We start from the raw sequence: 18,471 nt of genomic DNA on the forward strand, positions 1-18,471 counted from the left end.
TAAATGATATATTTCAATTAGTTAGAATAAAAAGAAAATTAAAAGAAGGTGACACCATGTATAAAGAACCATTTCAACCAACTTATGAGTATGCGCTTGAATGTGATAAACATGATGAACTGAAAGATTTTCACACTGAATTTTATAAAAAAGAAGGAACAATATATTTAGATGGGAACTCATTAGGTTTACTTTCAAAAAGGGCAGAGAAATCGCTACTTACTTTGCTAGATTCATGGAAAGAGTATGGAATTGATGGATGGACTGAAGGAGAACATCCTTGGTTTTTCTTATCAGAAAAGCTAGGGGAATTGACTGCACCTCTTATTGGATCTTTACCAGAAGAGACAATTGTAACCGGTTCCACGACGACGAATATTCATCAAGTAATCGCAACCTTCTATGAACCGAAAGGGATTCGTACAAAAATTCTTGCGGATGAATTAACGTTCCCGTCAGATATATACGCGCTTCAAAGTCAAATTCGTTTAAAAGGATTAGATCCAGATGAGCATCTAGTTCAAGTGAAAAGTAGAGATGGTAGAACACTTTTAGAAGAAGATATTATTCATGCAATGACTGATGATATCGCTTTAATTTTATTGCCTTCTGTACTATATAGAAGCGGACAAATTCTTGATATGAAGCGATTAACAACAGAAGCACATAAACGTGGTATTCATATCGGTTTTGACTTATGTCATTCAATCGGCTCCATTCCGCATCATTTTAAAGAGTGGGATGTTGATTTCGCTGTATGGTGTAATTATAAATATTTAAATGCAGGGCCTGGTGGAGTTGCAGGATTATATGTGAATAAAAAACATTTTAATAGACTGCCAGGATTATCTGGTTGGTTTAGTTCTAGAAAAGATAAGCAGTTTGATATGGAACATTCATTAACTGCGGCAGACCATGCTGGAGCTTATCAAATAGGGACACCTCACGTATTAAGTACGGCGCCGTTAATCGGTTCACTTGAAATTTTTAAAGAAGCTGGCATTGAAAGGTTACGTGAAAAATCATTACATATTACGAGATACATGCTTAATTTAATTAAATATGAATTAAAAGATTTTGGATTTACAATTGGAAATCCGCTAGAGGATGAAAAACGAGGCGGTCATATTTATTTAGAACATGCTGAGGCGGCACGTATATGTAAAGCGTTAAAAGCAAATGGAGTGATTCCTGACTTTAGAGCGCCGAATGGAGTTAGACTTGCACCGGTTGCTTTATACAATACGTATGAGGAAGTATGGAACTCTGTACAAATTTTAAAGAAAATTATGAAAGAAGAAGAATATAAAAAGTTTGAAAATAAGCGAGAGGTTGTGGCATAAGCATGAAAACATCGCAGTGGATTGATATTTCGCAACCACTAAATAATGATATCGCAACGTGGCCAGGGGATACACCGTTCTCGTATGAAGTTTCATGGTCAAAAAAAGACAGTGGTTCAGTCAATGTCGGAAAGTTAACGATGAGTATTCATACTGGTACTCATATTGATGCACCTTTTCATTTCGATAATGATGGTAAGAAGGTGTTAGATCTAGATATAGACGTATATGTAGGTGCAGTACGAATTATCGATGTTTCAGGGTTGGAGAGTATCGGTAAAAAGGAATTAGAAACTATTAATTTAGAAGGTGTAGAACGATTATTATTACGTACATCCTCACACGGTAAAGCGCAAGAGTTTCCAGAAGAAATCCCGTATTTACGTGCCGATATTGCCCCTTTTCTTTCAAGTAAAGGTATTCGTTTAATTGGGGTAGATGTGCCTTCTGTTGATCCTTTAGATGATAAAGAACTAGCAGCGCATCATCAATTATTTAAACACGGAATTCATATTTTAGAAAATGTCGTACTAGATGACGTAGTAGATGGCGATTACGAACTTATTGCATTACCACTTGCATTAACAGATGCAGATGGAAGTCCAGTTCGCGCTGTTATTAGACCAATATAAATAGAAATGTTAAAAGGGGCGTTTGACTAATATGAAAGAAAACGAAAAAGTAATTATGGAAAAAGGGATTCACACGGACTTTAAGGAAAATATGACGTATGGAGAGTATTTACAATTAGATAGTTTACTATCTTCTCAAAAGAGATTGTCCGATCATCATGATGAAATGTTATTTATCGTCATTCACCAAGCGAGTGAACTTTGGATGAAGCTTATTTTACACGAATTGAACGCAGCAATTGAATCTATTAAAAATGATAAATTGGCACCAGCATTTAAAATGTTAGCACGTGTATCAAAAATTCAGTCACAAATTATTCAATCTTGGGATATTCTTGCGACATTAACGCCATCAGAATATATTGAGTTTCGCGATTCACTTGGTCAGGCTTCAGGTTTTCAATCGTATCAATATCGAATGATTGAGTATGCACTTGGCTATAAAACACCACATGCGTTAAAAATTTATGAAAAAGATCCAGAATTACATGCTCGTCTTCATAAAGCGCTTCATGCGCCAAGTTTGTATGACGTTGCGATACAAGTGCTTGTTAAAGAAGGTTTCCCAATTCATAAAGATGTGTTAAATCGTGATATTACACAGCCTTACGAAGAAGATGCAACTGTAGAAGCGGCTTGGATAGAAGTATATGCGGACGTTAAGAAATATTGGGATTTATATCAACTTGCAGAGAAATTAATTGACATTGAAGATTGGCTACAACAATGGCGCTTCCGTCATATGAAAACGGTAGAACGCATTATCGGTCATAAAATGGGAACAGGTGGATCTTCTGGCGTATCTTATTTAAAGCGAGTGCTTGATCAACGTTTCTTCCCAGAGCTTTGGAGCGTTCGAACTAAGTTATAAAAAATAAAACCTGATAGCTACTAAAGCTGTCAGGTTTTATTTTTTAGAGTTAATTTCGTGTATTAGACATTTTTGAAATTGTTGATAAGACTGGTTTTCAATTCGGCTTAAATGGCGGTAAGGAATGATTGTACAAGTTTTATTTGAATTAGGATATAAGAATTCAAATGTATGTTGCTTCTGAAAAATGAAATCATTTGAGAGGAAATTTAAGTTTTGTAATATTGAAATTAGGTTTATAAATGCTCTTTTTCCGTGTACTACGATTATAGAGGGTTGTATTGTATGTAACATCTCAATAAATGGTTGTTTCACTTCTTCTATGACATCTTTAGGTAATGCTCGCAATTCTTTTTCTTTTGATGTTGGATAAGAGAAAATATTAGTTTCGAATATTACTTCATTTGTTTCTGTAAAAACTTTTGTAACCAAATCATTAATTCTTTTCCGAGTTGGAGATTGTTTTCTTTTACCTTTCTTTACTCGCAGTGCTTCATAATAAGAAATAAAGTTTTTATGGGATAAAATTAAGTTTTGATATGCACTTTGCTTCAAATCGTCTATATGAATTGGAGTAGCTGGATTATATCCGACAAGAAAAATGTTTGGATTTGTGTCATTGTTTGAATAGAGGCCAGGGCGTAAATACACGCCATTTATACTAGGATAACTATATTTTCTGATGATTTGGTTTAATTTATTTGTCATCATATAAAATCTCCTTTCTAAATTTAAACATACAATAAAAGCATGTGTTTTAATAGAGAAAGAAATATAAAATTGTATAAACAACAAATACTAAATAATCAAATGATCATTAAGATGGAGGAAGATTCTTTGAATTTCGAACAACTAGAAAATAAATTTAAAAAGAAAAAAGTTAATACATTCCTTGTTTATCAAAAGGGGGAATTAACGACTGAATACTATAAAACGATAGACTGTGCACATGACTTATATAAAATTAATTCAATTACAAAAAGCATCGTATCTATATTAATTGGTATCGCAATTGATAAAGGGTTAATAAACGATATACATACACCAATTACAACATGGATTCCAAATGTGCCAGAGGAAAAGAGAGAATTAACGCTTTATCATTTATTAACGATGACAACGGGAGAAGAGTGGAAAGAGTTTGGGAATGGGGTCGTTTTTCCAAATGACTTTGTGGATTCAGAAGACTGGATACAATTCATTATAGAAAAGCCGCTCATTGAAGAAATGGGTACAAAAATGAATTATAATTCAGGTTCTTCACATTTACTTAGTTATATTATCCAAGAAGAAACTGGTATGTCGACAGAGCAGTTTGCCAAAAAATATTTATTTGGGCCGCTAGACATTAAGGAATACGAGTGGCAACAAGACCCGCAAGGTGTATATGTCGGCGGATTCGGCATGAAAATGAAATCTATAGATTTATTAAAGGTCGGAAAATTATGTTTGCAGAATGGATATTGGCAGGGGAATGAAATTGTATCATCGAAATGGTTAGAAGATTCAAGGGAGGCACTATTTGAAACGTATGAACACGTCGGAGCATATGGATATCACTGGTGGGTATTAAATAACGAAAGATTTCACATACCGTATTGTATATATTTTGCTATGGGGTACGGAGGGCAATACATTATTATCATTCCGCAGTTAGAGCTCGTAGCTGTTATTAGTAGTCACATGCCCAAACGTGGACTCGTACCATTAAAGTTATTTATTGAGCATATAAAAGAGAATTCCAATCATAAATAAGAAGAGGAGGGATATGCGTTATGAAAAGTGCGAAAACGATAGCGATTTATAGGCTGTTTTTAAGTCTTCTAGCGTGTAGTGCACTTATTACTCAATTTGTTACAAGGGCACAAGTGAAACCGTTCAATCCAGTTAACTTTTTTAGTTTCTTCACAATTGAAAGTAATATTTTAGTGGCGATAATTCTACTTTTAAGCAGTTTTGGAACAGTCACATTCGGACGTTCGGAGCAGTTTGGAGTTCTTCGCGGTGCGGCAACAGTATACATACTAACAACAGGACTCATTTATTTTCTGTTATTAAGAGGATTAGAAGAGTCACTTCAAACACCGATACCGTGAGTAAATACCGTGCTTCATTACATCATGCCGATTGCAATGATATTAGATTGGGTTATCAATCCACCTACGAAGACTATTACATGGAAACAGGCTGCGAGTTGGCTTGTTTTCCCGCTTTTATATGTTGTATATAGCTTAATACGTGGTCCATTCGTGAATTGGTACCCATATCCGTTTTTAGATCCGAGAATAGGTGGCTATGGTAGAGTGCTTTTATATAGTATCGGAATAGCTGTTGTCATTGGGGCTATATGTGGGTTGGTAAAAATGTTAGGAAATCGGTCGTTGAAGATAAAAAACAATCCTCCTTATTAAAGATTTTGTATATAAAGAAACCTCTGTCTGTATTAAAGATAGAGGTTTCTTTGTTTTACCTACTTGTTTTATGAAAGGACATCTTTAGAAACTTCTCTGTTTTCGTATCAAACTCTACATCAACAAAAACACCATATTCTTTTCCATCCTCACGTAGCCACAATTTAAACTTTTCCACTGTTATTTGTACAGTTTTTGGTTTTCTACCTATATGAAAGTAATCAATAATCTCTGCTTTTGGATATTGTTCTTTCGTTTTTTCAACGGCCAGTTTACCCCATTTTGCATATGGTGGTTGTGCGTGAACAATAGATGGACCAGTATATATATTTGCACAAGTTGTGATTAAAAAAATTATAAATGCTGTACGTGTAATGAATTGCTTCATAATAATCTCCTTTATTCTTTTTGTATATTGTTTACATATTTCTTTAAGCATATAAGTTTGGCTTTTTTTGTCTTCTTTACATAAAAGCGAGTGTTTTACAAAACATAACCATGAAATCATTTCCGTAATTAAGGAGGGAAATACATGCGTCAAAAAACTGTTTTTAAGATAGCGATTTTACTCGTCTTTATCGGGCTATCTGTAATGGTAAGTAGTATACAAATGAAAAATGTAGAAGCCTTTTCTAATCAAGTGATTCAAAGGGGAGCATCTGGAGAAGATGTCATTGAATTGCAATCTCGTTTGAAATATAACGGATTTTATACAGGGAAAGTAGATGGTGTTTTCGGATGGGGTACATATTGGGCACTTCGGAATTTTCAAGAAAAATTCGGGTTGCCAGTTGATGGTTTAGCGGGTGCTAAAACGAAGCAAATGCTTGTAAAGGCAACGAAGTATGAAAAATCGACTGCTAATAAAGGGAATAGCGGTGGAGGTACACAAGAAAATAAGCCACCAAAAAGTACAGGGACAAATGTTCCAAACGGTTATTCTCAAAATGATATACAGCTAATGGCAAACGCTGTATACGGAGAATCACGTGGAGAGCCGTATTTAGGACAAGTAGCAGTAGCTGCGGTTATTTTAAACCGCGTCACAAGTGCATCATTCCCAAATACTGTTTCAGGAGTAATCTTTGAACCGAGAGCCTTTACAGCAGTAGCAGATGGACAAATATATTTAACACCAAATGAAACAGCGAAAAAAGCTGTACTAGATGCGATCAATGGCTGGGATCCTACAGGAAATGCATTATATTATTTCAACCCAGATACTGCGACAAGTAAATGGATTTGGTCTCGCCCACAAATTAAAAAAATCGGTAAACATATTTTCTGTAAATAGAGCGGAGGTGGAAACATGTTACGAGGTATTATTATTGTATTGTTAACAGTAGGGGTAGTTGGAACGGGATATTGGGGCTATAAAGAGCATCAAGAGAAAAATGCAGTATTAATTAGAGCTGAAAACAGTTATCAGCGTGCGTTTCATGATTTAGCGTATGAGGTTGACTTATTACACGATAAAATTGGGACAACACTTGCGATGAATTCACGTTCATCTTTATCACCAGCTTTAGCAGATGTATGGCGCTTAACTTCTGAAGCTCGTTCTGATGTAGGGCAACTACCATTAACATTAATGCCATTTAATAAAACGGAAGAATTTTTAGCGAATATCGGTGATTTCAGCTATCGTGCAGCGATTCGTGATTTAGAAAAAGAACCGTTAAATGATCAAGAGTATAAAACATTGCAAACCTTATATTCAAATGCAGGCAATATACAAGATGAACTAAGAAAAGTGCAACATCTTGTTTTGAAAAACAATCTGCGCTGGATGGATGTAGAAATGGCTCTTGCGTCAAATCGAGATCCAGCAGATAACACAATTATCGATGGATTAAATACCGTAGAAAAGAATGTAACATCATATTCGTCTACTAATTTCGGACCGACTTTTACAAGTGCACAAAAGAAGAAAAAGGGCGGATTTGAAGCAGAAGGGAAAGCAATTTCGAAAGAAGAAGCTGAAAAAATTGCTAGATCATTTTTAAATTTAAAAGGTAATGAAAAAGTAGAAGTTGAGAAAAGCGGAAAAGGTGCAAAAGAATCATTTTATAGTGTAAAGATTCAAGACCCAGCGACAAATAATGAGTTTTATATGGATATTACCGAGAAAGGTGGATATCCAATTTGGGTAATGAATAACCGAGAAATTAAAGAACAAAAAATTAGTTTAAATGATGCTGGAAGTAAAGGGTTAACATTTTTAAAGGATCACAAATTTACAAATATGGAGCTATTTGATAGTTCTCAATATGATAATATTGGTGTGTTTACGTACGTTGTAAATGAAAACGGAGTGCGTATGTATCCAGAAGCAATTCAAATGAAAATTGCTTTAGATGATGGATCGATTGTTGGGTTTTCAGCGAAGGAATATTTAGCATCACATCAAAAACGAACAATACCAAGTGCGAAGCTAACTGCTGCTGAGGCAAGGAAGAAAATTAATCCAGATGTAAAAGTAATGGAAGAGCGAAAAGCTTTAGTAGTAAATGACTTGCATAATGAAGTACTTTGCTATGAGTTTGTTGGTACTTTAGGGAAAGATACGTACCAAATTTTTATTAACGCAAATAGCGGTGCAGAAGAAAAAGTGAAGAAGATGCAAGCAGTTGAAAAAATTTATGATTAAACATTTATGATAAAGTGGTGAAAATAATGAAAATCCTTATATATATGTTAATGCTTTGCTTCGTTATTACTGGCTGTAGCATTGGAAAAAAAGATAACCCTAATGAAAAGCCAGAACAAAAAAATGTCTCGATGAAAAATGTTAATTATACAAACAAATCAAATAAGCCGAATGAAAAAGCAGCTGATCATTTAGCATCATTAGCTGCAAGTATACCTGGTGTAAACGATGCGACAGCGGTAGTAGTTGGTAAGTATGCAGTTGTAGGTATTGATGTGAAGGCGAAACTTGATCGAACTCGTGTTGAGTCAATTAAGTATTCTGTTGCAGAAAGTTTGAAGAATGACCCAAATGGTGCTAATGCCGTTGTTGTAGCAGATGTTGATACGTATGAACGATTAAAACAAATAGGTAAGCAAATTAAAAAAGGTAAAACTGGTCAAGGTATACTTGATGAATTAGCAGCAATTGTTGGCCGAGTAATGCCACAAGTTCCAAACGATCTAATTGAAAATAGAGAAACGAATCCGATTAAAGATAACGATAAACAATTACCAAAAAATGAAGAACAAGAACTAAAAAAAGAACAAGAAGATCAATCAAATAATCATTTGAAAAAATAGTGAAAATCCCGTACTAAACTGTACGGGATTTTCTTTATAAAATTAAATATTCAGTTTATTTTCTAGGGAAAATATGGTTTAATAATGAGAGGAGGGACAACCGTTATGATGAAAAAAAGCACACTCATATTTTGTAGTTTATGCATAGGTTTTAGTATGACAGCGTGTGAACAGAAGAAAGAAGTGAAGAAGAAAACTGCTACTTCTTCTACTATAACGGAAAATATAAAGAAAGAGCCCATTAATATAAATCATTTTTCAAATATTAATGAAGGAATGACTTATTTAGAAGTGAAAGATTTAATCGGTTTTGAAGGGGAGTTACTCATAGAAGAAGGGGAAGAAGATTCTACACAAATTAAACAAATTTTTGCTTGGAAAGGTAGCGATCCAAAATCATTTGTTGAGATTACATTTTTGGATGGAAAGGTTCATTCCAAAACACAGCAAGGATTAAGTTAATAACTTGAAGGAATGGGAGAGTTAAGCATGAACATACAAGCATTTACTTTACCAAGTGAACAAGTTCAATTCACATCGAATCCAGGAGAATTACTGGAGAAAGCAAAAAAATGATCGTACTAAAAATGTAGTTGTTATTTTAGACTATAACGGAGTACCTGTCGGTGTATTCGTATTACAAACAGGTGGTATAGTACAGGAGTTCACAGATAATAATGATTCCATACTTTTAACTTCTTTTTCCGTTAATCACAATAAACAAATAAAAGGATGTTATAAAATCATTGGCTTTATTACAAGACTTTGTAAAATATTATTATCCAATTAAAAATGAAGTTATACTTGCTGTAAATGAAAAAAATATTCCAGCGCAAAAGTTATATGAAACAGTTGGGTTTCAAGATAAAGGGTATAGAAGAATGGGACCGATTGGACAACAATTAATATTACATTTACCGATAACCAAATAATTTAAAAAGCTTACTCTTGAAAAATCATGCAGTAAGCTTTTTTGTTTGAGATATTGTCCATGCATGATATGTTAGAAGAATTAAAGCTAGTAGCCGAGAAATATGAAGGTGCAAAACAAATCGATTGTTATGCACTTAAATACGTGAGGGGTAATCATATGACAATTTATATTGCACTACTACGGGGAATTAATGTAGGTGGACATAAAGTAATTAAAATGGCAGATTTGAAAAAAATGTTTGAATCAATAGGGTTAAAACAAGTGAAAACATATATTCAAAGTGGGAATGTAGTGTTTGAATCAGTGGAAGATATAAGTTTTGTAAACGAACGAATTGAAAGTGAAATGAAGAATGTTTTTGATTTCGATGTTCCAGTCATGTTAAGAACAAATGATGAATTAATTAATATTATTAAAAAGTGTCCTTACGAGACCAATTCACTGTTAGAAGGTGAAAGTGTACATGTGGCCTTTTTAGCTAATCCACTTTCTGAAGAAGATAGTAAGCAGTTACTTATGTATAAAAGTGAAATAGAAGAATTCCAAATCGAAGGAAGAGTGGTGTATTTATTATTTAAGAAAAGCATACGGAATTCTAAATTAATGAATCAATTTCAAAGATTACATACGCCAGCTACAGTAAGGAACTGGCGTACTGTGAATAAGTTAAAAGCAATTGCTGAGGAGATGTAAATATAAAAAGATGAGGTTTTCTTTATTTAGAAAACCTCATCTTTTTATTTATATTGTTTTGCGATAATGAGTTCAACGATAGGATAAATAAAGAATGAAGAGCAAAGTGCGATAAAAAGAGGAAGGTTTTTAACTCCATCTAAATTGGAACCCATAGAAAACCCTTCCGAGAAGAGTAATATAAGGAACATTACAACTACAAGCACAAAATACGCGATTTTAAAGCTTTTATATGTAATTTGTTGGCCCATCTCATCTTGACTTTCTTCTGATACTCCGTTTGGATCTCCCCATGTAATATGATTAATTAAATTACTAAGTATTAAAGAAGCAGCGAAAATCGTCCCGCCTAAAATTGAACCTTCAGTTATGTATTTGTATGTGCCATGTACAAGTATTGCAATTAACGCTAAAACAATGATTATAAAAATAGTTTTTTTAGTATTCAATAAATGATTGCACCTCCACGATTGTAAAAAACTCTTTACAACTATAGTATAAAATTGGGAAACTTTCATGTCAAACACTTTTTACATAAGATATATAAGCATATAATATTTTGTTTTTATGATAAATAAAAAATTACATTACATTTGAATGTAAAAGAATAGGCTCGCATATATTTGGAAGGGATGTCAGATTAAATTAGGGGGTAGTTATGTCTATTCTTTTGAAAGCTGGTGCAGATGCAGGAAATAACGGTTTGAAGTTAATGGTGAAAGGGCAGGACCCTATTTTTATTCCGAGTATTTATTCTTTATATATAGGTGAGCCTACAGGATTGTTGGATGAGGAAGATGTTTCATTAACCGAATTAGAGAATCATATTGATGTGACCATTAGTTCTCCATCGCTAATGCTAAATAACGTACGGTACATCGTTGGAGAAAAAGTGATTGAAGATCACTTAAAAGGTACTGAAGTGGAGAAAAAATCAAATAAATCGACTGATGAATTAATGGTTATTACAATCCTTTCGGGTTTAGCTATAAGCGCTATGCGTCAAAGTCCAACTTCAAGTCATATTAATATTCGTTATGATTTATCTGTTGCTCTTCCTATGCAACTAATTACACAAGAAATTGCTGCTGAAAATGCGAAACGTTATATGGGTAATCACAAAGTCATTTTCCATTATCCAAATGGGCGCGAAGTTACTATTAATGTTGCTATCGAATTTTGTAAGTGCCTACCTGAAGGCGCGTCTGGAACGTGGGGCATTGTATACGATGAAGAAGGAAATGTAGTGAAACATAAAATCGAATGTGAACAAAATAAAGTGTCTGAAATTGATTTTGTAGATAAAACATTATTATCATTTGATATTGGCGCGGGGACGACAGAAGAGGTTGTTTCGTTAGGTGTAAACTTTAGACCGCAATTAAGTAAGGGATTATCATACGGTGTGAAAGAAACTTTACTGCAAATTATTACGAGATGGAATAGAAAGTATCCTACGAAAACGATTGATAGTATTACAGAATTTAATCAAATTTATTTAAATGAAAAGCATCCAAGAAATGCTTTATTAGTGGAAGAATCGCAACCAGCACTATTAGGTTTAGCAGCACGTGTCGCAACAGATATTATAAACAAAATCGATGATATGAAAGACGATCCATATGTATTTATTTATGGTGGGGGTGCTGTCATAATTAAAAATAGTTTAAAACTTATATTAAAACAAAAAGGGCGTTTAAAAAATGTAATCTTTGTAGATAACCCATTATTTACAAATGCACGTGGTTTATTAGTATATACATGCTCGCCAAAGTATAGAGAGCATAAGCAAAAAGAATTAGGATTTACAAACTTAACGATAAGTTAGTTGGTGGCAGTATGCGATCTAGGCGATATAAGCGTGGTGATCGAGTAAAACTTAATATTAACAGATCGGTATCACCCGAAATGATTGCTTGGCTGAATAAACAATCTAATCCAACTAATTTCTTTTTCTTTGCAGCCCAGCAATTATTTAAGCAGGTAGGAGATATTGATGTGTCAAAAACTTTGACTAACAGCTATGTTTTTTCTTTGTATGCTGATCCTTCGCCGCTATTAAAAGTTGAAGTGAATCCTTTTAAAAATATACCAGTTGATAACAATAAATCTACTGAAAGTATAAAAAAAAAATCGTGGGAATCTGTTGATCAATTAGATTGCCCATTCTTTTAAACATAGAAAATCATAGGTAGAGCCCGTCACTATACATACGGATGCAGTGATGGGTTTTTGTTTTTATTGCATAAAAAAGTGACGCAATGTAATTTGCGTCACTTTTAATAGGTGTTTTTATTCTATAGTTTTGAATGTGCTTTAATAATTTCATCCCAGTCATCAGAATGAATCTCATGTCCTGCACCTTCAAGGGTTAATAGTTTTGAATTCGGAATTTCATTAATAAGTGCGAGACCATGTTCAAATGGTAGTACGGTATCGTCTGTACCGTGAATTACTAATGTAGGTACTTGTATCAATTGAAGTACACCTTCATACGAATCATCACCTTTAAGAAGAGCATGATTAAACATACTTAATAAATTATTAGCTCGCTCTATTTCTTGTTTTACTTGTTTATAAACCCTTTGTTTATCAAATAGACGTTTTGATCCGCAGAGTAGACGAGAGCCTGAAACTAAGTATTCTGCGACATCATTTTGATTTGTCCAGTCTATATTTACGCTATTAGCATGATGTGTTAAAATTCTTTCGTCCATTGGAGGTAAATCGCGAGTGTTATTATCAGATCCAATAACACTCGTCGCTAATAGGGTTAATGTTAAAATTCTGTCAGGATGTTTTACTACAGCGATTTGAGCAATCATACCTCCTAATGACATGCCCAAAAGGTGTGCCTTGTCAATATGATACGCATCGAGTACCCCAATGGCATCTTCAGCCATGTCTGCTACAGTGTAATTGGAAGTCCCAGGCTCATATGTTACAGAGCGCCCAACATCACGGTTATCATAACGAATGACAAATCTTCCTGTACTAGCCAACCGTTCACAAAATTCTTCATCCCAATAAACCATTGAGCATGTAGCCCCCATAATTAATAAAATTGCTGGGTCATTAGGGTTACCAAAGCTTTCTGTACATATATCAATACCATTTATTTCAAAAAAATTCTCGCTCATAGTTTTCTCTCCATTTCATTTAAAGGTAATTAACATATAAAGAATAACTCTGTGTGTATATTAAACATAAGGTTGCATGGGTGCTGTTTATATTAGAAGAAGATTCTCTTATCTAAAAGATAAAAATTTTTGTGCAAAATTACATAAACAGCCCCTAAATATATACTTATTGTCATTCCAAATAAAAAGTATTGATAAATAAATGTTGTTTCATCCGCTACAATTTGAAATTAATATAGGGGAAGAGTATGTACCTATTAACGATGCTAATCAATATTTATTTCATTCAGGTAAAAAGTATGATAACCCAGTTTTATTATATTTACATGGTGGACCTGGCAGCGTTGAATCTCTTTTTGCACATGCTTTTCAAGATAGATTAGAAGAGATCTTTACAATTGTACATTGGGATCAACGTGGCGCGGGAAAGACCTTTATAAAAAATCGTGATAAATATCCTGCAATCGATTCCATGGTAAAGGATTTATATGAAATTATTCAATACTTAAAGAGGAAATATAATAAAGAAAAGATAGTTTTACTGGGACGGTCATGGGGTACTGTATTAGGAAGTGTGTTTGTAAAACAGTATCCTGAAGAAATTACTTATTTTATTAATGTTGCACCAGTTATTTCAATGCTTGAAAATGAGCGTGTTGCCTATAAGAAAATGAAAGGATTAATTAAAAAGGCGAATGATAAAAAGTCTTTAAAAAAACTTGAAGTTATTGGAGATTATCCGGGTGAAAAGATAACATTTGATAATGAGTTTTTAAAGAAATGTATGAAAATACGAAAACTTCAAGGGGAATACGGATTAGCAGGTAAAAGTGATTTCCCTGTATTTATAACTGCATTTAAAAGTCCTATCTTTAAGTTATCAGATCTTTTGGCACTTTCTAAAATTCTAAAAGTGAATAGAAAAATTCTTGAATATTTACAAGACTTTAATTTAATGACTGAATTAACAGACTATGAAGTGCCAATCTATTATATTTTAGGTGAAGATGACTGGCAAGCACCATATGTTATTGCTCAAGAATACTTTCCAAAAATAAAAGCTCCGTATAAACAATTATTTTTAATACCTAATGCTGGGCATAGAATTATGTTAGATCAACCAGACTTGTTTTTTGAGGTATTATCACTGATAAATATAATAGAACAAAACAGAGATAATTAGTAGCTTAGTTCAATAAATATGGAGTTAGTGAGACAAATACAAAAGAACTAGTAATGATTATTTATCATTATTAGTTCTTTTATATATATCATTTACGGACGACAAAAGTAATCGCATTTGTTTTAAGTTGAATGTGCTCTTCATTACGAACTATATTATATGCTAAGGTTTTTATTTCAACCTTTATTTCTTCCCAATCTCTATATATCTTTTTTAGTACATGCAACATTTCTTCAGTCGTTAGGTTAATTTCAATTAACGCATCTAGTTCTTCTCCTGTTTCTAAGTCTACTTCCCGAATGTTAGAGTTGACAATTAAACAAATAATACCGCCACTCTTTGTTCCGTTTTTTATAGCATGAAGTACTTTTTTAAAATCTTCTTCAGATTTGACATGCTCTAAACTTGATACTGCAACGATGTAGTCATAACTATTAGGAGGAATATAGTAATTTTCGATTGCTGATTGCTCCGCTTTTATTACTTCAAATACACCATATTCTTTACTATAAACTTGTAACTTCGTTAAAGCCGAATCGAGTAGATCAACACAAGTAACTGTACCGCCAGCATTCATGATTTTTTGTGCAATCGGAATACTGTTTCTACCAACACCAGAGCCAAGGTCAAGTACTTGCAGGGGGTTCTGTCCTTCAAAATAACCCATCAAGTCCATAACTGTTTTAACAGGTTTATAAAGCCATGATCCTGCTTCGAATAATTTGTATTGTTCATAGCATAAATCATGATATTTTTTCTCTTCTTGTCTTATGTAATCGATTCTGGTCATAGTGTTTCAGCTCCAATGTTTTCACAGCGAAATGAATATGTTGGACAACCTTTAACGTTCGTTTGAATTCGAAATATACCACCAGCATGTGGGTACTGTTTTAATTCCTCATCCGTCATTCTTGTTCTGGCTGTTGTGATATATAAATCGGTTAAATTAGATCCTCCAAATGTACAAGATGTTACATATAACGCAGGGATCGGAATGCTTAATATTTGTTCTCCAGTCAAGGGATTCCATCTAGTAATTTTCGAACCTCCCCAATGCGCAATCCATAAACAACCTTCTTCATCAATTGTCATACCATCGGGTAGACCGTCATTTTCAGGGAAGGTGATAACATCTGTTGGATTGCTAATTACACCAGTGTGTATGTCATAATGATAACGAACTACTTTTTTAGTAGGTGTATCAATAAAATAAAGGTATGTATAGTCAGGGGACCATGCTAGTCCGTTTGAAGTATTTACATGCGAAACTTTTTTCTCTACGCTGTAATTATTATTCAAACAATACAAGGAACCGGCCCCACTTATACCATATAAGTCAGTAGTACCTGCCCAAAAACGACCAGCTGGGTCGCATTTCCCGTCATTAAAACGATTTTTTAATAAATTTGGTTCGGGGTCATAAATATGTGTAAGCTTTTCTGTATTTAGATTAAGAGAATAAAAGCCTCTTTCCATAGCTAAAAGTACTACATTATCTAAATATGGAACAACACAACCAATTTGCTGGTCGAGGGTTATCATTCTGTTCGTATTATTAGCAGGATTATAAAGGTATAACTTCTTCTCGATAATATCAACCCAATATAATATTTGTTTCTTCTCATTCCAGCAAGGCCCTTCACCTAAACAAGCATTAGCATCTACGACCAATTCAATACTTCTGTACACTATGTTTCACCTCGATTTATTAAAAGATACATATAAAGTTCGATAAAAATGGAGGTAAACCTTTTGTTAGATTGGAATAAAGATGTACTATGAAAAAAGAAGACCTTCTCAAGTAACTTGAAAATAGCATATAACTGTGGGGAGAAATAGACATATGATGTTTTATGAGATCTGTTGTTTTTCTTGTAAAAATGTATTTCGAGTATATGAAGGAAGTGAAAAGTATAAGCGATTTAAAGAGAAACCGAAAGGGGCATATTGTTGTGATGAGTGTAGCCACAAAATTCAATTAGACGCAATAAAACATTTTTTTAGATAAGGGAAAATATGTGTTATCAATTTTTGTTCAGAAAAATTTGACAAAACATATGTTATAAATTATCATATGAAAAAAACTTATATATAAATTGGCGTTGAAGAGAAGAGTAGTTAAGAAAGAATACATACAGAGAGCTTCGGTAGCTGAGAAGGAGCGGTAAACATCTTAATGAAAAAAGACTTGGAGCTGCGCAAGGAACTAATTTATTTAGGGATGGTGCGACGGGTTCTCCCGTTATAGAGATAGGGTATAAGCATATTTTGCCGTACCTGAAGAGGTTAATATGGTGACGTATTAACAAACTGAGGTGGTATCGCGAAGCTAATAACTCTCGTCCTCAAGATAAATAATCTTGGGGGTGGGAGTTTTTTTATTGCATAAAAATGAAAATGTGAAAACAAAAATACAATTGAGGTGAGTAACATATGCACTGGGCGTATGAAGTAGCACATGAATTAATTAGAAAACATCCAAACAAAGAAACTTTTGTTTGTGCATCTGGAATTAGTCCATCTGGTTCGGTTCATATTGGGAACTTTCGTGAAATAGTAACGACTTATTTCGTTGTTAGGGCGCTTCAAGATTTAGGGAAAAAGACTCGTTTTATATTTTCATGGGATGATTACGACAGGTTCAGAAAAGTCCCAAAAAATATTGATCCATCTTTTGCAAGGTATATTGGTTTGCCATACTGTGATATTCCAGATCCGTATGGGGGTCATAACTCATATGCAGAGCATTTTGAAAAAGAATTTGAGAAATCGCTCCAAGCATTTGGGATTGAAGTGGAATTCATTTATCAACACGCTGAGTATAGAAGGGGAAGGTATAACGGAAACATATTAGAGTCTCTGTATAAAAGAAAAGAAATATATGATATTTTAATGGATTTTAAAACAGGCGTACACCGCGAGGAAGATAGAGAAAACTTTTATCCAGTTACGTTATATTGCGAGAGATGCGGGAAAGATGCAACAACTATTATACATTTTGATGAAGTATTAAAAACAGTTAGGTATAAATGTGAATGTGGAAATCAAAATGAATTATCAGTATTAAATACAAATAAAATGAAACTGAATTGGAAAATCGATTGGCCAATGAGATGGATGATAGAGGATGTTATTTTCGAACCGGGTGGAAGAGACCATTCATCGGAAACGGGTAGTTATAATGTATCTAAAGAAATTGCAAGGAAAGTATTCAATCGTGAGGCTCCTCATTACGTTGCTTATGATTTCATTGGAATTAAAGGTAATCATGAAAAAATGTCCAGTTCTTCAGGGAATAGTATTACACCTAACGACTTATTAAAAGTGTATTTACCAGAAGTGATTCTTTTTATGTTTGCAAAATATAAGCCAGGCGCAGCTTTTCATATCGGACTGGATGAAGATGTGATTCGAAATTATACAGAGTATGAACGATTGAAGGACAGTTATGAAAATAAAACGCTCAAAAATGAAGATTTATTTGATGCAATTAAACTTTCTAGAGTAGATAGTCGATTTAAAGAATATCCAAAGTTTAATCAAGTAGCAGGAACTTTACCGTTATTAAATTTTGATTCAACTATTTTACAAGGTATATTAGAAAAGATAGATAGGAGTTATGCATTACCTGAAATGATTGCGATATGTAATCGTGCAGAGTATTGGATAAGAAACTTTCAATCTGAAAAATTGATTACGGTAAATCAAGAGAAAAATACAGAGTTTTATAATACATTAGAAGATAGGCAGAAAAAATGGGTAGTAGAAGTTTGTGAAGTACTTCGTTCTAATAACGATCATTCTAACCTAATGGAACAATTGTATCCAATTTGTCATCATGAAAATAAAAAAATAATGAAAGAAAATCAAAAACAATTGTTTATTATTATATATAGGCTCATTATGAATCAATCAAGTGGCCCGCGTATACCACTACTTATACATGTTGTCGGAGTTGAAAAATTTGTCTCATTATTAGATTTCTAGAGTC

At 33.5% G+C, this 18,471-nt stretch carries 20 protein-coding genes, 2 pseudogenes and 1 other annotated feature; of the genes and pseudogenes, 16 read left to right on the forward strand and 6 right to left on the reverse strand.

Features of this window, described 5'->3' with window-relative positions; translation table 11 throughout:
• Positions 1-56: 56 nt before the first annotated feature.
• Genes kynU through kynA form a run of 3 tightly spaced genes read left to right on the forward strand, consistent with a single transcriptional unit; the run spans position 57 to position 2,846 of the window.
• Positions 57-1,343, forward strand: coding sequence for a kynureninase (kynU, locus tag BAU28_RS17850; RefSeq protein ID WP_071719385.1), 1,287 nt, complete (start codon positions 57-59; stop codon positions 1,341-1,343).
• Between the two features lie 2 nt (positions 1,344-1,345).
• Positions 1,346-1,975, forward strand: coding sequence for an arylformamidase (kynB, locus tag BAU28_RS17855; RefSeq protein WP_071719386.1), 630 nt, complete (start codon positions 1,346-1,348; stop codon positions 1,973-1,975).
• Between the two features lie 31 nt (positions 1,976-2,006).
• A complete protein-coding gene (gene kynA / locus BAU28_RS17860) occupies positions 2,007-2,846 on the forward strand; it encodes a tryptophan 2,3-dioxygenase (RefSeq protein WP_071719387.1) in 840 nt (279 codons plus the stop codon).
• Positions 2,847-2,882: 36 nt separating this feature from the next.
• On the opposite strand, the gene BAU28_RS17865 is transcribed toward kynA, so the two are convergent.
• A complete protein-coding gene (locus BAU28_RS17865) occupies positions 2,883-3,557 on the reverse strand; it encodes a hypothetical protein (protein WP_071719388.1) in 675 nt (224 codons plus the stop codon).
• A 126-nt stretch (positions 3,558-3,683) separates the two neighbouring features.
• Here BAU28_RS17865 and BAU28_RS17870 point away from each other — a divergent pair, with 126 nt between their 5' ends.
• Both BAU28_RS17870 and BAU28_RS17875 read left to right on the forward strand, forming a co-directional pair.
• The gene (locus BAU28_RS17870) at positions 3,684-4,601 is read left to right on the forward strand and encodes a serine hydrolase domain-containing protein (protein WP_071719389.1); all 918 of its coding nucleotides are present in this window, start codon (positions 3,684-3,686) and stop codon (positions 4,599-4,601) included.
• Between the two features lie 20 nt (positions 4,602-4,621).
• Positions 4,622-5,257 (forward strand): annotated as a pseudogene (locus tag BAU28_RS17875) (Pr6Pr family membrane protein).
• Between the two features lie 55 nt (positions 5,258-5,312).
• On the opposite strand, the gene BAU28_RS17880 reads toward BAU28_RS17875, so the two are convergent.
• A complete protein-coding gene (locus tag BAU28_RS17880; RefSeq protein ID WP_071719390.1) occupies positions 5,313-5,645 on the reverse strand; it encodes a DUF3889 domain-containing protein in 333 nt (110 codons plus the stop codon).
• Positions 5,646-5,789: 144 nt separating this feature from the next.
• Between BAU28_RS17880 and sleB the strand changes: the two genes are divergently transcribed.
• The 6 genes and pseudogenes from sleB (at position 5,790) to BAU28_RS17910 (ending at position 10,157) form a co-directional block, all read left to right on the forward strand.
• Positions 5,790-6,551 (forward strand): spore cortex-lytic enzyme, encoded by a 762-nt coding sequence (gene sleB / locus BAU28_RS17885; RefSeq protein WP_071719391.1) that lies wholly within the window; start codon positions 5,790-5,792, stop codon positions 6,549-6,551.
• Positions 6,552-6,566: 15 nt separating this feature from the next.
• Complete coding sequence (ypeB, locus tag BAU28_RS17890) at positions 6,567-7,907, forward strand: germination protein YpeB (RefSeq protein WP_048370895.1); 1,341 nt, start codon at positions 6,567-6,569, stop codon at positions 7,905-7,907.
• 26 nt (positions 7,908-7,933) lie between these two features.
• Positions 7,934-8,530 carry a YhcN/YlaJ family sporulation lipoprotein gene (locus BAU28_RS17895; RefSeq protein ID WP_025148496.1) on the forward strand — a complete coding sequence of 199 codons (597 nt, stop codon included), beginning with the start codon at positions 7,934-7,936 and terminating at the stop codon, positions 8,528-8,530.
• A 105-nt stretch (positions 8,531-8,635) separates the two neighbouring features.
• Entirely contained in the window at positions 8,636-8,992 is a 357-nt protein-coding gene (locus BAU28_RS17900; protein WP_071719392.1) for a hypothetical protein, read from the forward strand.
• Between the two features lie 12 nt (positions 8,993-9,004).
• Positions 9,005-9,462 (forward strand): annotated as a pseudogene (locus BAU28_RS17905) (GNAT family protein).
• Between the two features lie 158 nt (positions 9,463-9,620).
• Positions 9,621-10,157 (forward strand): DUF1697 domain-containing protein, encoded by a 537-nt coding sequence (locus BAU28_RS17910; protein ID WP_071719572.1) that lies wholly within the window; start codon positions 9,621-9,623, stop codon positions 10,155-10,157.
• A 44-nt stretch (positions 10,158-10,201) separates the two neighbouring features.
• On the opposite strand, the gene BAU28_RS17915 is transcribed toward BAU28_RS17910, so the two are convergent.
• Complete coding sequence (locus BAU28_RS17915) at positions 10,202-10,606, reverse strand: hypothetical protein (RefSeq protein WP_071719393.1); 405 nt, start codon at positions 10,604-10,606, stop codon at positions 10,202-10,204.
• 209 nt (positions 10,607-10,815) lie between these two features.
• Here BAU28_RS17915 and BAU28_RS17920 point away from each other — a divergent pair, with 209 nt between their 5' ends.
• Together BAU28_RS17920 and BAU28_RS17925 are read left to right on the forward strand one after the other, a co-directional pair.
• Positions 10,816-11,985, forward strand: a complete 1,170-nt coding sequence (locus BAU28_RS17920) for a ParM/StbA family protein (RefSeq protein ID WP_071719394.1) — start codon at positions 10,816-10,818, stop codon at positions 11,983-11,985.
• 11 nt (positions 11,986-11,996) lie between these two features.
• Positions 11,997-12,332 carry a hypothetical protein gene (locus BAU28_RS17925; RefSeq protein WP_071719395.1) on the forward strand — a complete coding sequence of 112 codons (336 nt, stop codon included), beginning with the start codon at positions 11,997-11,999 and terminating at the stop codon, positions 12,330-12,332.
• Positions 12,333-12,454: 122 nt separating this feature from the next.
• Here BAU28_RS17925 and mleBCA read toward each other — a convergent pair whose 3' ends face one another.
• Positions 12,455-13,297 carry a BCA family alpha/beta fold macrolide esterase gene (mleBCA, locus tag BAU28_RS17930; protein WP_071719396.1) on the reverse strand — a complete coding sequence of 281 codons (843 nt, stop codon included), beginning with the start codon at positions 13,295-13,297 and terminating at the stop codon, positions 12,455-12,457.
• Between the two features lie 202 nt (positions 13,298-13,499).
• Here mleBCA and BAU28_RS17935 point away from each other — a divergent pair, with 202 nt between their 5' ends.
• Positions 13,500-14,480 (forward strand): alpha/beta fold hydrolase, encoded by a 981-nt coding sequence (locus BAU28_RS17935; protein ID WP_071719397.1) that lies wholly within the window; start codon positions 13,500-13,502, stop codon positions 14,478-14,480.
• 88 nt (positions 14,481-14,568) lie between these two features.
• Here BAU28_RS17935 and BAU28_RS17940 read toward each other — a convergent pair whose 3' ends face one another.
• Positions 14,569-15,270 (reverse strand): class I SAM-dependent methyltransferase, encoded by a 702-nt coding sequence (locus tag BAU28_RS17940; RefSeq protein ID WP_071719398.1) that lies wholly within the window; start codon positions 15,268-15,270, stop codon positions 14,569-14,571.
• Positions 15,267-16,169: an SMP-30/gluconolactonase/LRE family protein gene (locus BAU28_RS17945; protein ID WP_071719399.1), complete on the reverse strand. Its 903-nt coding sequence runs from the start codon at positions 16,167-16,169 to the stop codon at positions 15,267-15,269. The genes BAU28_RS17940 and BAU28_RS17945 overlap by 4 nt, the downstream gene beginning before the upstream one ends.
• A gap of 154 nt (positions 16,170-16,323) precedes the next feature.
• Here BAU28_RS17945 and BAU28_RS17950 point away from each other — a divergent pair, with 154 nt between their 5' ends.
• Both BAU28_RS17950 and lysS read left to right on the forward strand, forming a co-directional pair.
• The gene (locus BAU28_RS17950; protein ID WP_071719400.1) at positions 16,324-16,488 is read left to right on the forward strand and encodes a DUF2197 domain-containing protein; all 165 of its coding nucleotides are present in this window, start codon (positions 16,324-16,326) and stop codon (positions 16,486-16,488) included.
• An 85-nt stretch (positions 16,489-16,573) separates the two neighbouring features.
• Positions 16,574-16,830, forward strand: a binding site (T-box leader).
• An 83-nt stretch (positions 16,831-16,913) separates the two neighbouring features.
• A complete protein-coding gene (gene lysS / locus BAU28_RS17955; RefSeq protein ID WP_071719401.1) occupies positions 16,914-18,467 on the forward strand; it encodes a lysine--tRNA ligase in 1,554 nt (517 codons plus the stop codon).
• The last annotated feature ends 4 nt before the right edge of the window (positions 18,468-18,471 follow it).

Source organism: Bacillus paramycoides (genome assembly GCF_001884235.1).
Lineage (GTDB): Bacteria > Bacillota > Bacilli > Bacillales > Bacillaceae_G > Bacillus_A > Bacillus_A paramycoides.

Bases quoted from the DNA above. Each gene is read 5' to 3' on its own strand.
- BAU28_RS17950 (WP_071719400.1), top strand. From the start codon at position 16,324: ATGATGTTTTATGAGATCTGTTGTTTTTCTTGTAAAAATGTATTTCGA.
- mleBCA (WP_071719396.1), bottom strand. From the start codon at position 13,297: ATGAGCGAGAATTTTTTTGAAATAAATGGTATTGATATATGTACAGAA.
- BAU28_RS17880 (WP_071719390.1), bottom strand. From the start codon at position 5,645: ATGAAGCAATTCATTACACGTACAGCATTTATAATTTTTTTAATCACA.
- BAU28_RS17910 (WP_071719572.1), top strand. From the start codon at position 9,621: ATGACAATTTATATTGCACTACTACGGGGAATTAATGTAGGTGGACAT.
- kynB (WP_071719386.1), top strand. From the start codon at position 1,346: ATGAAAACATCGCAGTGGATTGATATTTCGCAACCACTAAATAATGAT.
- BAU28_RS17900 (WP_071719392.1), top strand. From the start codon at position 8,636: ATGATGAAAAAAAGCACACTCATATTTTGTAGTTTATGCATAGGTTTT.
- BAU28_RS17935 (WP_071719397.1), top strand. From the start codon at position 13,500: ATGTTGTTTCATCCGCTACAATTTGAAATTAATATAGGGGAAGAGTAT.
- BAU28_RS17895 (WP_025148496.1), top strand. From the start codon at position 7,934: ATGAAAATCCTTATATATATGTTAATGCTTTGCTTCGTTATTACTGGC.
- sleB (WP_071719391.1), top strand. From the start codon at position 5,790: ATGCGTCAAAAAACTGTTTTTAAGATAGCGATTTTACTCGTCTTTATC.
- kynU (WP_071719385.1), top strand. From the start codon at position 57: ATGTATAAAGAACCATTTCAACCAACTTATGAGTATGCGCTTGAATGT.
- BAU28_RS17925 (WP_071719395.1), top strand. From the start codon at position 11,997: ATGCGATCTAGGCGATATAAGCGTGGTGATCGAGTAAAACTTAATATT.
- BAU28_RS17865 (WP_071719388.1), bottom strand. From the start codon at position 3,557: ATGATGACAAATAAATTAAACCAAATCATCAGAAAATATAGTTATCCT.
- kynA (WP_071719387.1), top strand. From the start codon at position 2,007: ATGAAAGAAAACGAAAAAGTAATTATGGAAAAAGGGATTCACACGGAC.
- ypeB (WP_048370895.1), top strand. From the start codon at position 6,567: ATGTTACGAGGTATTATTATTGTATTGTTAACAGTAGGGGTAGTTGGA.
- BAU28_RS17920 (WP_071719394.1), top strand. From the start codon at position 10,816: ATGTCTATTCTTTTGAAAGCTGGTGCAGATGCAGGAAATAACGGTTTG.
- lysS (WP_071719401.1), top strand. From the start codon at position 16,914: ATGCACTGGGCGTATGAAGTAGCACATGAATTAATTAGAAAACATCCA.
- BAU28_RS17940 (WP_071719398.1), bottom strand. From the start codon at position 15,270: ATGACCAGAATCGATTACATAAGACAAGAAGAGAAAAAATATCATGAT.